The 12,382-nt window shown below is 69.6% G+C and carries 9 protein-coding genes; 3 read left to right on the top strand and 6 right to left on the bottom strand.

Going from position 1 to position 12,382, the window contains the following annotated elements; genetic code table 11:
* Window positions 1-121 precede the first annotated feature (121 nt).
* Window positions 122-1,252 (bottom strand): mechanosensitive ion channel family protein, encoded by a 1,131-nt coding sequence (locus ACFVH5_RS32730; RefSeq protein ID WP_385837343.1) that lies wholly within the window; start codon window positions 1,250-1,252, stop codon window positions 122-124.
* 97 nt (window positions 1,253-1,349) lie between these two features.
* Here ACFVH5_RS32730 and ACFVH5_RS32735 point away from each other — a divergent pair, with 97 nt between their 5' ends.
* Window positions 1,350-1,919 carry a dienelactone hydrolase family protein gene (locus tag ACFVH5_RS32735; RefSeq protein ID WP_385837344.1) on the top strand — a complete coding sequence of 190 codons (570 nt, stop codon included), beginning with the start codon at window positions 1,350-1,352 and terminating at the stop codon, window positions 1,917-1,919.
* Window positions 1,920-1,941: 22 nt separating this feature from the next.
* Here the strand turns inward: ACFVH5_RS32735 and ACFVH5_RS32740 are convergent, their stop codons facing one another.
* The 4 genes from ACFVH5_RS32740 to ACFVH5_RS32755 form a co-directional block, all read right to left on the bottom strand.
* Window positions 1,942-3,609 (bottom strand): alkaline phosphatase D family protein, encoded by a 1,668-nt coding sequence (locus ACFVH5_RS32740; RefSeq protein ID WP_385837345.1) that lies wholly within the window; start codon window positions 3,607-3,609, stop codon window positions 1,942-1,944.
* 125 nt (window positions 3,610-3,734) lie between these two features.
* On the bottom strand, window positions 3,735-4,535 hold the full coding sequence (locus tag ACFVH5_RS32745) for a DsbA family protein (RefSeq protein WP_385837346.1): 801 nt from the start codon (window positions 4,533-4,535) through the stop codon (window positions 3,735-3,737).
* Window positions 4,536-4,580: 45 nt separating this feature from the next.
* Window positions 4,581-5,267 (bottom strand): hypothetical protein, encoded by a 687-nt coding sequence (locus ACFVH5_RS32750; RefSeq protein WP_384808024.1) that lies wholly within the window; start codon window positions 5,265-5,267, stop codon window positions 4,581-4,583.
* 94 nt (window positions 5,268-5,361) lie between these two features.
* Window positions 5,362-6,690, bottom strand: coding sequence for a DUF2252 domain-containing protein (locus ACFVH5_RS32755; protein ID WP_384808026.1), 1,329 nt, complete (start codon window positions 6,688-6,690; stop codon window positions 5,362-5,364).
* Between the two features lie 261 nt (window positions 6,691-6,951).
* Between ACFVH5_RS32755 and dnaE the strand changes: the two genes are divergently transcribed.
* On the top strand, window positions 6,952-10,497 hold the full coding sequence (gene dnaE / locus ACFVH5_RS32760) for a DNA polymerase III subunit alpha (RefSeq protein WP_384808028.1): 3,546 nt from the start codon (window positions 6,952-6,954) through the stop codon (window positions 10,495-10,497).
* Window positions 10,498-10,584: 87 nt separating this feature from the next.
* Here dnaE and ACFVH5_RS32765 read toward each other — a convergent pair whose 3' ends face one another.
* A complete protein-coding gene (locus ACFVH5_RS32765; RefSeq protein WP_384808030.1) occupies window positions 10,585-10,764 on the bottom strand; it encodes a hypothetical protein in 180 nt (59 codons plus the stop codon).
* 223 nt (window positions 10,765-10,987) lie between these two features.
* Between ACFVH5_RS32765 and ACFVH5_RS32770 the strand changes: the two genes are divergently transcribed.
* Window positions 10,988-12,277 (top strand): NYN domain-containing protein, encoded by a 1,290-nt coding sequence (locus ACFVH5_RS32770; RefSeq protein ID WP_385837347.1) that lies wholly within the window; start codon window positions 10,988-10,990, stop codon window positions 12,275-12,277.
* Window positions 12,278-12,382 lie beyond the last annotated feature (105 nt).

Raw genomic sequence — 12,382 nt, forward strand, 5'->3', positions numbered from 1 at the left:
CCTAAAGAGCGGGGCTGCGCCCCTGCCCTTTTGTCAGGGGCGCAGCCCCCTGACAAGGGGCGCGGGGAACTGCGCGACAAGCCCCCACCGGGGCCGCACCCGAAGGTGTTCGGGGGACGGGTCAGCCGCGGCCCGTGCGCGGGGGTTCCACCACTCGGCCGCGGGTGGTCGTACGCGGGCGGTGCGCGTCCGCGCCGTTCGTGTGCGGCGTCGCACCCGGCGGAAGGATCGCGTCGGCCGTGTTGACGCGGGGCAGCGCGTACGGATGGTGGACGGTCAGCCAGCGCAGCATCTGCTCGCGGACGGTGACCCGCACCGTCCACACGTCGTCCGCGTCCTTCGCGGTGACCAGCGCCCGCACCTCCATCGTGCTGGGCGTGGAGTCGGTGACCGCGAGACCGTAGTCGCGCCCGTCCCACGCCGGACATTCGCGCAGGATGTCGCGGAGCTTGTCGCGCATCTCCTCGACGGGCGCGCTGTGATCCAGGTGGAAGAAGACCGTCCCGGTCATCTGCACGCCGCCGCGGGACCAGTTCTCGAACGGCTGCGAGGTGAAGTAGGAGACCGGCATCGTGAACCGGCGCTCGTCCCAGGTGCGCACGGTCAGGAAAGTGAGGGTGATCTCGTCGACCGTGCCCCATTCCCCGTTCACCACCACCGTGTCCCCGAGCCGCACCATGTCGCCGAAGGCGATCTGCAGCCCGGCGAACATGTTGCTGAGCGTGGACTGCGCGGCGACACCGGCGACGATGCCGAGGATGCCGGCCGAGGCGAGCAGGGAGGCACCGGCCGCGCGCATCGCCGGGAACGTCAGCAGCATGGCGGCGACCGCCACGACACCGACGATCGCGGAGACGACACGCTGGATCAGCGTCACCTGCGTACGGACCCGGCGGACCCTGGCCGGATCGCGGTGGGCATGCGCGTAACGGGAGTACGAGGACTCGACGATCGCCGTGGCGATCCGCACCATGAGCCAGGCGGCGGAACCGATGAGGACCAGGCTCAGGGTCTGGCCGATCCCCGCGGAGTGGTCGGCGCCGATCTCGGCCTGGTCGTAGGACCCTCTCAGCAGAGCGGCGCACATCACGAACTGCAGCGGAAGACGGCAGCGGCGCAGCAGGCCCCACAGTTGGACCTGGGGGTGGCGTTGATCGGCGCGTCGCAGCAGCAGGTCGGCGATCCAGCCGACCAGCAGCGTCAGTACGACGGAGCCACCGATCACGATCAGCGGGCGAAGCACGTTCTCCATGCCTTCGACCGTAACCGGCCCGCGGGGGTCACTAACCTGTGGCCCCCGTCATATCTGAGGCGACTGCGGTGTCAGTGGTGGCTGGCACCATGGCCTCATGAACATCATGCTCTTCCATTCGACCTTCGGTCTGCGGCCCGCGGTGCGGGACGCGGCGGACCGCCTGCGCGCGGCCGGACACGAGGTGTGGACGCCCGATCTCTTCGGGGGGCGCACCTTCGAGACCGTGGAGGAGGGCATGGCCTTCAAGGACGAGCTGGGCAAGGAGGAGCTGCTCAAGCGCGCCGTCCTGGCCGCGGCGCCCTACTCGGAGCGGGGGCTCGTGTATGCCGGGTTCTCGCTGGGCGCGGCGACCGCGCAGACCCTGGCGCTCGGTGACGACAAGGCCCGTGGCCTGCTGCTCCTGCACGGTACGTCCGACATCGCGGAGACCGCCTCGGTGGACGAGCTGCCGGTCCAGCTGCACGTCGCCGAGCCGGACGCCTTCGAGCCCGACGACTGGCTGACCGCCTGGTATCTGCAGATGGGCAAGGCGGGGGCCGACGTGGAGATCTACAGATACGCGGGCGCCGGACACCTCTACACCGACCCGGGTCTCCCGGACTACGACGAGGAGGCCGCCGAGGCCACCTGGCGGGTGGCACTCGGCTTCCTCGAAACGCTGTAGGCGTTCGGGGACCTGTAGGGGCTCAGACCGGGTCGTACGTCCGTTCGACCTTCTGCGTGCCGCTGCGCGTGCGGTACGAACGGGCCCAGGACGCCGTCGCGTTCGTGGTCGTACGGTCGGAGAGGACGTAGTAGTCCATCTGCGCCCGCTCGGCGGTGAGGTCCAGGACGCCGTAGCCGTGGCGGTCGGTGTCGACCCAGTGGACATGCCGGTTGGCGGCCCGGATCACCGGTGACGCCAGGGCCGAGACCGTGCCCTCGGGCACCTTGACGAGGTCGTCGAGGTTGTCGGAGGTCACCGAGGTGACGACGAACTCGGTGGCGGCGGAGGCCGACAGCGGATACGTACCGGCGTTGTACGGCACGTCGTTGGCCCAGGCCATGTGGATGTCGCCGGTGAGGAAGACCGTGTTGCGGATCGCGTTGTCCCGCAGGTGGGCGAGGAGTTCGCGGCGGTCGTCGGTGTAGCCGTCCCACTGGTCGGTGTTGAGGGCGAGGCCCTCCTTGGGCAGGCCGAGCAGTTCGGCGAGCGGCTTGAGGAGTTCGGCGGAGAGCGAGCCGATGGCGAAGGGGGCGATCATCACGGAGTTGCCGACCAGCCGCCAACTGGTGTCGGAGGAACGCAGGCCCGCCTTCAGCCAGTCGAGCTGCGCCCGGCCGGTGAGCGTACGGTCCGGGTCGTCCACCGTGCCGTTGCCGGCCTTGACCTGCTGCGAGCGGTACGAGCGCAGGTCGAGCAGGGAGAGGTCCGCGAGCCTGCCGAAGCGCAGCCGCCGGTAGGTGGTGCCCTCGACGGCGGGGCGGACCGGCATCCACTCGAAGTAGGCCTGCTTGGCGGCGGCCTGGCGGGCGGACCAGGTGCCCTCGGCGCCCTCGGTGTGGTTCTCGGCGCCGCCCGACCAGGCGTCGTTGGCGAACTCGTGGTCGTCCCAGATCGCGATGACCGGGGCCACGGCGTGCAGGGCCTGGAGGTCCGGGTCGGTCTTGTAACGGCCGTGCCGGGTGCGGTAGTCGGCGAGGGTGACGATCTCGTGCGTGGGGGCGTGCGGGCGTACGACGGTGTCCCGCGTCGCGTACTCGCCGGTGCCGTACTCGTAGATGTAGTCGCCCAGGTGCAGCCAGGCGTCCAGGTCGCCGCGCGCGGCCAGATGCCGGTAGGCGGAGAAGTAGCCGGCCTCCCAGTTGGCGCAGGACACCACCCCGAAGCGCATCCCGGCCACGGCCGCGTCGTGGGCGGGGGCCGTGCGGGTGCGGGCGGCCGGTGAGTCGGCGGAGCCGCTGGAGAAGCGGAACCAGTAGTCGGTGGCGGGCTTCAGGCCGCGGATGTCCGCCTTGACGGTGTGGTCGGAGGCGGCGGTCGCGGTGGTGGAGCCCTTCGCGACGATCGTCGTGAACGCCTTGTCCGTGGCCACCGTCCAGCCGACCTCGACGTCCGGGCCGAGCCCGGAGCCGGGGGTCGCCGCTTCGGTGGGCGTCACCCGGGTCCACAGGAGGATGCCGTCAGGCAGAGGGTCGCCCGAGGCGACGCCGTGCAGGAACGTGGGGGCCTCGGCGGCGCGGGCCGGCAGCGCCGCGGCGAGCGGGGCCCCGAGTACGGCGCCGGCCGCGGCCGCCTTGACCACCGTACGGCGGCTCGGGGCGGGGGAGTCGGGGCCGGAGGGGCTGGTGAGGGATCTGATGCGACTGGTCACGGCCGGTCACATTACTGATGGGTAGGGCTTTCTGTAAGGCGTAAAGACGTGAAGGGCGGGCGAACGTGGAGAAGTTCGCCCGCCCTTACGGAATCCGTCACCCGTGGTGCCCCACGCGGGACGCGCTACTTGGTGACGCCCGCGTCCTTGAGCGCCTTCTGCCAGTCGGCGACCGTGCTCGGGTTCGTGATCACCTTGTCGTTGATCTTGATGGTCGGCGTCGAGTCGACACCCTTGGCGTCGTCGAAGGTCTTGCTCATCTTCATCGCCCAGGCGTCGTACGTGCCCTTGTTGACGGCGTCCTGGAACTTCTTGTTGTCCTTCAGCGCGTCCACCGTGTTCGCCACCTTGATCAGGTAGCTGTCCTTGGCGAGGTCGTCGGTCGTCTCCTCGGGGTGGTACTTCGTGGAGTACAGCGCGGTCTTGTACTCCAGGAACGCCTCGGGGCTGACGTTCAGCGCGGCGCCGAGCGCGCTCACGCCGTTCTTCGAGCCCTCGCCGCCGAGGTTGCCGTCGAGGAACGTGCCGAGGGTGAAGGAGAGCTTGTAGTCGCCGTCCGTCATGCCCTTGTTGACGGTCTCGCCGACCGTCTGCTCGAAGGAGGCACAGGCCGGGCAGCGCGGGTCCTCGTAGAGGTGGACCGTGTTGTCGGTCTTGGACTCGCCGATGACGACGGTCGAGCCGTTCTTGCCGCTGGTGTTGGCGGGGGCGACGACCTTCGCGTCGGCCGCCGCGTCCCACTTCGAGGGCTCGTTGTTCTGTACGACGGCGTAACCGATGCCGCCGGCTATCGCGAGGACCGCGACGATCGAGCCGGCGACGACGATCTGCCGCTTGGCCTTGTCGCGCTTGGCCTGCCGCTCGCGCTCGACGCGCAGCCGCTCACGGGCCGCCGACTTCGAGGCCTGGCTGTTCCGCTTGCTCATGATGGGTTCTCCGTGGGTGTGACAGGTGTACGGGGACTGGTGTGCTCAGGCGGTGACGGCCGAGCACGGCGGTCCACGCCGTCCCATCGAGTGCACGAAGAGCCGCGTACGCGTGGCGGCGACCCGGCGCGTGGGCCGCGGCAGCCGGCGCACCGGAGTGAGATGCACGGTCACCGCGGCGACCGCGACCAGCAGCGGGCGGAAGGTGGCGGCGGCCATCGCGTCCAGGAGCTGGGCCAGGGCCCGCTCGCCGCGACGGAGCCAGGCGGCGGCGAGGAGGCCGACGCCGATGTGCGCGCCGAGCAGCAGCCAGGCGGCGCCCGGGTCGGCCTGCGCGAGCAGGGCCGCGGCGGGGGTCGCCTCGCCGCCCGTCACCCGGGCCAGCGGGGTGCCGACCTCGCCGCCCCCGCAGAGCACGTCGAGACCGACCGAGCGCAGCGGGCCCGCGACCGGGCCGCCCGCCTTGCCGTAACAGGCGTGCTGGCCCGCGGTGAACAGCGTGTCGGCGGCCAGTTCCAGCGGGATCAGCAGCGCGGCGATCCGTCCGAAGCCGCGCTCGCGGCCCGCCAGCGCGTACGCGACGACGAAGACGGCACCGGCGAGTGCGGCCACGGTGGCCAGCGGCAGGGGGACCCGGGACAGCAGCACGTGCGACGCGGTGCTGAGCGTCACGACCAGTGCCGTGAACAGCGCCGCGCGCACGGCTCTGAGCTGGGTCCCTGATATGTCCATGGTTCCGAAGAGTCTGTCACGTACTCCTGTAAGGGACCCCTAAAGGGATCCTGTGGGCGGTCGCGCGCGCCTGCGGATCCGGGCCTGCAGACCCCTACAGCCCCGGGATGCGGCCGTTGCGGTACAGGTCCACGAAGATCTGGTGGTCCTCACGCGCGCGTGCCCCGTACTCGTGCGCGAAGTCGACCAGGAGGTCGCCGAAGTTCTCCTCGTCGCCCGCGATCGCCGCGTCGATGGCGCGCTCGGTGGAGAACGGCACCAGCTCCGAGTGGCCGCTCTCGTCGTCCGCGGCGGCGTGCATGGTGGCGGTGGACCGGCCGAGGTCGGCGACGACCGCCGCGATCTCCTCCGGGTCGTCGATGTCGCCCCAGTCCAGGTCCACCGCGTACGGCGAGACCTCGGCGACCAGCTGGCCGGCGCCGTCCAGCTCGGTCCAGCCCAGCCACGGGTCGGCGTGCGCCTGCAGGGCGCGCTGGGAGATCACCGTGCGGTGGCCCTCGTGCTGGAAGTACTCGCGGATCGAGGAGTCCGTGATGTGCCGCGAGACGGCCGGGGTCTGCGCCTGCTTGATGTAGATCACCACATCGTTCTCCAGGGCGTCGGTGGCGCCCTCCAGAAGGATGTTGTACGAGGGCAGCCCGGCCGAGCCGATGCCGATGCCGCGGCGGCCCACGACGTCCTTCACCCGGTACGAGTCCGGGCGGTCCAGGGACGACTCGGGCAGCGTCTCCAGATAGCCGTCGAAGGCGGCCAGGACCTTGTAGCGGGTGGCCGCGTCCAGCTCGATGGAGCCGCCGCCCGGCGCGAAGCGGCGCTCGAAGTCGCGGATCTCGGTCATCGAGTCGAGCAGCCCGAAACGGGTCAGCGAGCGCGCGTCCCGCAGGGCGTCCAGCAGGGGCCCCTGGGCGGTGTCCAGCGTGAAGGGCGGCACCTCGTCGCTCTTGGCGCCCGTCGCCAGGGCGTGGATGCGCTCGCGGTAGGCCGCCGCGTACGTCCGGACCAGGGAGGTGATCTGCTCGTCGCTCAGCGCCTTCGCGTAGCCGATCAGGGCCACGGAGGCCGCGAGGCGCTTGAGGTCCCAGGTGAACGGGCCGACGTACGCCTCGTCGAAGTCGTTCACGTTGAAGATCAGCCGGCCCTGGGCGTCCATGTACGTGCCGAAGTTCTCCGCGTGCAGGTCGCCGTGGATCCACACCCGCGAGGTGCGCTCGTCCAGGTACGGGCCGCCCCGCTTCTCCCGCTCCAGATCGTGGTAGAAGAGCCCTGCCGTCCCGCGGTAGAACGCGAACGCCGAGGCCGCCATCTTCCGGAACTTCACGCGGAACGCGGCCGGATCGGCGGCCAGCAGATCGCCGAAGGCGGTATTGAAGACGGCGAGGATCTCTTCGCCGCGCTGCTCGGCGCTGAGCTGCGGAACCGACATCGCTGGGTGCCTCCTGGTGCAGGTGGTGCATGACGAGTGGGACGGAATGTGCGGTCCGCCGGAGCGGTTGTCTCCGTCATCCTCCAACGGACGGGGGTGCACGGGAGTGCCCGTTTACCGTCCGATGAAGGTACGTCCGAAGGTACGGGGGGAAGCGCTCGGAGTGTCAGTGCTCAGGCATACACTTCGTGGCTGTCCCCCCAGACTGTCCGCAGCCGGTAGGGATCTCGTCGACGCCAGTTCTTCTTGGAGGCCGAAGCCGTGTCAAAGCCGCCGTTCACGCACCTGCACGTCCATACCCAGTACTCGCTGCTGGACGGTGCCGCGCGGCTGAAGGACATGTTCGACGCGTGCAACGAGATGGGCATGTCGCACATCGCGATGTCCGACCACGGCAACCTCCACGGGGCGTACGACTTCTTCCACACGGCCAAGAAGGCGGGCGTCACGCCGATCATCGGCATCGAGGCGTACGTCGCCCCCGAGTCGCGGCGCAACAAGCGCAAGATCAAGTGGGGCCAGCCGCACCAGAAGCGCGACGACGTCTCCGGTTCCGGTGGTTACACCCACAAGACGATCTGGGCGGCGAACAGCACGGGCCTGCACAACCTCTTCAAGCTGTCCTCGGACGCGTACGCGGAGGGCTGGCTGCAGAAGTGGCCCCGCATGGACAAGGAGACCATCTCCCAGTGGTCCGAGGGCCTGATCGCCTCCACGGGGTGCCCCTCGGGCGAGCTGCAGACCCGGCTGCGCCTCGGCCAGTTCGACGAGGCGGTCAAGGCGGCCTCCGAGTACCAGGACATCTTCGGCAAGGACCGGTACTTCCTGGAGCTGATGGACCACGGCATCGAGATCGAGAGCCGGGTCCGTGACGACCTCCTGCGCGTCGGCAAGAAGCTGGGCATCCCGCCCCTGGTGACGAACGACTCGCACTACACGTACGCCCACGAGGCGACCGCGCACGACGCGCTGCTGTGCATCCAGACCGGCAAGAACCTCTCCGACCCGGACCGCTTCCGCTTCGACGGCACCGGTTACTACCTGAAGTCGACGGACGAGATGTACGCCGTGGACTCCTCGGACGCCTGGCAGGAAGGCTGTGCGAACACCCTCCTGGTGGCCGAGCAGATCGACACGACCGGCATGTTCGAGGCGAAGAACCTCATGCCGAAGTTCGACATCCCCGACGGCTTCACCGAGGTCACCTGGTTCCAGGAGGAGGTGCGCCGCGGCATGGAGCGCCGCTTCCCCGGCGGCGTCCCCGACGACCGCCAGAAGCAGGCCGAGTACGAGATGGACGTCATCATCCAGATGGGGTTCCCGGGGTACTTCCTCGTCGTCGCCGACTTCATCATGTGGGCCAAGAAGCAGGGCATCGCGGTCGGCCCCGGCCGAGGCTCCGCGGCCGGATCGATCGTGTCGTACGCCATGGGCATCACCGACCTCGACCCGATCCCGCACGGACTGATCTTCGAGCGGTTCCTGAACCCCGAGCGCGTCTCCATGCCCGACGTCGACATCGACTTCGACGAGCGTCGGCGCGTCGAAGTGATCAGGTACGTGACCGAGAAGTACGGCGCCGACAAGGTCGCCATGATCGGCACGTACGGCAAGATCAAGGCGAAGAACGCCATCAAGGACTCCGCGCGCGTGCTGGGCTACCCGTACGCGATGGGCGACCGGCTCACCAAGGCGATGCCCGCCGACGTCCTCGGCAAGGGCATCGACCTCAACGGCATCACCGATCCCAAGCACTCGCGCTACGGCGAGGCCGGCGAGATCCGCGGGATGTACGAGAACGAGCCGGACGTCAAGAAGGTCATCGACACCGCGAAGGGCGTCGAGGGCCTGGTCCGGCAGATGGGTGTGCACGCGGCCGGCGTGATCATGTCCAGCGAGCCCATCGTCGACCACGCGCCGCTCTGGACGCGCCACACCGACGGCGTCACGATCACCCAGTGGGACTACCCGCAGTGCGAGTCGCTCGGCCTGCTCAAGATGGACTTCCTGGGCCTGCGCAACCTCACGATCATGGACGACGCCATCAAGATGGTGAAGGCCAACAAGGGCATCGACCTGGAGATGCTCGCCCTGCCGCTGGACGACCCCAAGACCTTCGAACTGCTCTGCCGCGGTGACACCCTCGGCGTCTTCCAGTTCGACGGCGGCCCGATGCGCTCGCTGCTCCGCCAGATGCAGCCCGACAACTTCGAGGACATCTCCGCCGTCTCGGCCCTCTACCGGCCGGGCCCGATGGGCATGAACTCGCACATCAACTACGCGGAGCGCAAGAACAAGCGCCAGGAGATCACGCCGATCCACAAGGAGCTGGAGGAGCCGCTCGAAGAGGTCCTCGCGGTCACCTACGGCCTGATCGTCTACCAGGAGCAGGTCCAGAAGGCCGCCCAGATCATCGCCGGTTACTCGCTCGGCGAGGCCGACATCCTGCGCCGCGTGATGGGCAAGAAGAAGCCCGAGGAACTGGCGAAGAACTTCGTCCTCTACCAGGCGGGCGCCCGGAAGAACGGCTACAGCGACGAGGCGATCCAGGCCCTGTGGGACGTACTGGTCCCGTTCGCCGGATACGCGTTCAACAAGGCGCACTCGGCCGCGTACGGACTGGTGTCGTACTGGACCGGCTACCTGAAGGCGAACTACCCGGCCGAGTACATGGCCGCGCTGCTCACCTCGGTCAAGGACGACAAGGACAAGTCGGCGGTCTACCTCAACGAGTGCCGGCGCATGAAGATCAAGGTCCTGCCGCCGAACGTCAACGAGTCGGAGCAGAACTTCGCCGCGCAGGGCGACGACGTGATCCTCTTCGGCCTCTCCGCCGTCCGCAACGTCGGTACGAACGTCGTCGAGTCGATCATCCGCAGCCGCAAGGCCAAGGGGAAGTACGGCTCGTTCCCCGACTACCTCGACAAGGTCGAGGCCGCCGCCTGCAACAAGCGCACCACGGAATCCCTCATCAAGGCCGGTGCCTTCGACACGATGGGGCACACCCGCAAGGGCCTCACCGCGCACTTCGAGCCGATGATCGACAACGTGGTCGCGGTGAAGAGGAAAGAGGCCGAGGGCCAGTTCGACCTCTTCGGCGGCATGGGCGAGGCGGACAACAGCGAGCCGGGCTTCGGCCTGGACGTGGAGTTCACCACCGACGAGTGGGACAAGGCCTATCTGCTCGCCCAGGAGCGGGAGATGCTCGGCCTGTACGTCTCCGACCACCCGCTCTTCGGCCTGGAGCACGTGCTGTCCGACAAGGCCGACGCGGGCATCGCCCAGCTCACCGGCGGCGAGCACGGGGACGGCGCGGTCGTCACCATCGGCGGCATCATCTCCGGCCTCCAGCGCAAGATGACCAAGCAGGGCAACGCCTGGGCCATCGCCACCGTCGAGGACCTGGCCGGCTCCATCGAGTGCATGTTCTTCCCGGCCACGTACCAGCTGGTGTCGACCCAACTCGTCGAGGACGCCGTGGTGTTCGTCAAGGGACGCCTCGACAAGCGCGAGGACGTGCCGCGGCTGGTCGCGATGGAACTGCAGGTCCCGGACCTGTCGAACGCGGGCACCAACGCGCCCGTGATCCTCACCATCCCGGCCCTGAAGATCACCCCGCCCATGATCAGCAGGCTCGGTGAGATCCTCAGCCACCACCGGGGCGAGAGCGAGGTGCGGATCCGGCTCCAGGGCCCGAGCAAGACCACGGTCCTGCGGCTCGACCGGCACCGGGTGAAGGCCGACCCCGCGCTCTTCGGCGACCTGAAGGTGCTGCTGGGCCCGGCCTGTCTGGCGACGACCGCCTGACGGGCTCCGGAACGGCGCGAGGGGCGCACCCGTGCACGGGTGCGCCCCTCGGCGTGTGCCTGGGCCGCAAGAGCCCGTGCGCCCGGCTCAGTTGTGGCCGAAACGCTTCTGGTGCTTGCGGGCGACATCGGCGGGGCTGCCCTGGATCTGCGACACCGGGGACTGCCGCTCCTGTGCCGACGACCGCTCGGACTGCTCCTGCGCACGCTCCGGCTGCGACGAGCGGTCCTGTTCGCCGCCCTGCTTACGGTTCTTGTTCTTGGCCATGGTGCTGCCTCCTACGGGGGTTTTTAGGGGCCAGGGCCGGGACCAGACTCACATAGGCTGACGAGTCACGCATTTCGGAGAATTACCGTGCGTAATAAGGCCTGTGGGCGCGTGACATCCCGATCCGCCACGCCGAAGATCGAGTTCCGGCCGTTAACCTCCGCGTGGTCGGGCAGACTCGAAGGAAGCCCGAAGCAAACCTCCCGGAAAGAGGGTGGATCGCGTGGACCGCTGCATTGTCCTGGTGGACGCCGGTTATCTGCTCGGGGCCGCTGCCAGTCTCCTCGCCGGGGAACCCTCACGATCCCGGATCACCGTTGACCACGCCGCCCTCATCCAGGGGCTGCGCGAGCGCGCCGAGTCCGAGACGGATCGGCCCCTGCTGCGCATCTACTGGTTCGACGGCGCCCCCGACCGCGTACCGCAGCCGGAACACCGCAGGCTGCGGGTGATGCCCCGGGTCACCGTACGGCTCGGCGCGCTGACCCGCAGCGACGGGCGGTGGGCGCAGAAGGGCGTCGACGCCGCCATGCACGCCGAGCTCACCGAGCTGGCGCGCAACCGGGCCTGCTCCGACGTCGTGCTCGTCACCGGCGACGGCGATCTGCTGCCCGGCATGATGGCCGCCAAGGAACACGGGGTCGCCGTGCACCTGTGGGCCGTGCAGGCCGCGGACGGCGACTACAACCAGTCCGAGGATCTCGTCGCCGAGGCCGACGAGCGGCGCGTGCTCGACCGGATCTGGATCACCAAGGCCGTCCGGGCCAAGGATCTCGGCGGGGTCTGCGCGCCTCCGCCCGTGCCGCGGCCCGAGATCGCCGCGATCCTCTCCGCGCCGCTGCCCGAGTCCGCGCTGGGCGCCGGGCTCGGCTCCGCACCGTCCTCCACGCTGGGCTCCGCCGGTGAGCGGGTCGTGGGGGAACGGACCGCGGCGGAGGCCGAGCACGCGCAGGCCGCGCCGGGCGGGAACGGCTCGGAGGCGCGGGTGCCGGCCGCGAAGGGTGTGCCCACGCCGAAGGATCTGGCCGCGCTGCGGGCGCCCGGGCCGGCCGGTGCGCCCGGCCCCGCGGCGGCGCAGCAGCCCGCGAACGCGACGCTGCGCTGGTCGTCCGACAAGGGGTGGGTGGACCGGCCCGGTACCGCCACCGCGGAGAACGCGGAGGCCGCGCTGCTGCCGACGCTCGCGCAGCTCACCTCGGCGGAGCAGCGGTGGGCCGACCGGGAGGAGGACATCACCACGGTCGGTGGGGATCCGTTCGAGGTCGGGCAGGTGTTCGCGCGGCGGTGGATGGAGCGGTTGGCCGACCAGACGCAGTTGCCGAAGCTGTCCACGATGTATCCGCGGGTGCCGCATCGGATCGACGGGGAGCTGTTGCGGTACGCGGCGCGGTTCGGGTTGCTCGCGCACAAGGACGATCAGATCGATGAGCATGACCGGTATGCGATCCGGGCGGGGTTCTGGCGGGAGATCGATGCGCGGACCTCTGCGGAGCATGCTCCCGCAGGGGAGTAGGTGGGGTTGGTTTTTGCCGCCGGGCCCGGGTGGTGCGGGTGGGAGTGGTTCGGCCACCGGCCGGGGTTTCGTTGTCGGGTGCGGGCCGGTGGGGGTCGGTCGCGC

The sequence above is a fragment of the Streptomyces sp. NPDC127119 genome (genome assembly GCF_042677425.1).
In the GTDB taxonomy this organism is placed as follows: domain Bacteria; phylum Actinomycetota; class Actinomycetes; order Streptomycetales; family Streptomycetaceae; genus Streptomyces.

Coding starts and splice junctions, on each gene's coding strand:
- ACFVH5_RS32735 (WP_385837344.1), top strand. CDS start 1,350: ATGAACATCATGCTCTTCCATTCGACCTTCGGTCTGCGGCCCGCGGTG.
- ACFVH5_RS32750 (WP_384808024.1), bottom strand. CDS start 5,267: ATGGACATATCAGGGACCCAGCTCAGAGCCGTGCGCGCGGCGCTGTTC.
- ACFVH5_RS32755 (WP_384808026.1), bottom strand. CDS start 6,690: ATGTCGGTTCCGCAGCTCAGCGCCGAGCAGCGCGGCGAAGAGATCCTC.
- ACFVH5_RS32765 (WP_384808030.1), bottom strand. CDS start 10,764: ATGGCCAAGAACAAGAACCGTAAGCAGGGCGGCGAACAGGACCGCTCG.
- ACFVH5_RS32730 (WP_385837343.1), bottom strand. CDS start 1,252: ATGGAGAACGTGCTTCGCCCGCTGATCGTGATCGGTGGCTCCGTCGTA.
- ACFVH5_RS32745 (WP_385837346.1), bottom strand. CDS start 4,535: ATGAGCAAGCGGAACAGCCAGGCCTCGAAGTCGGCGGCCCGTGAGCGG.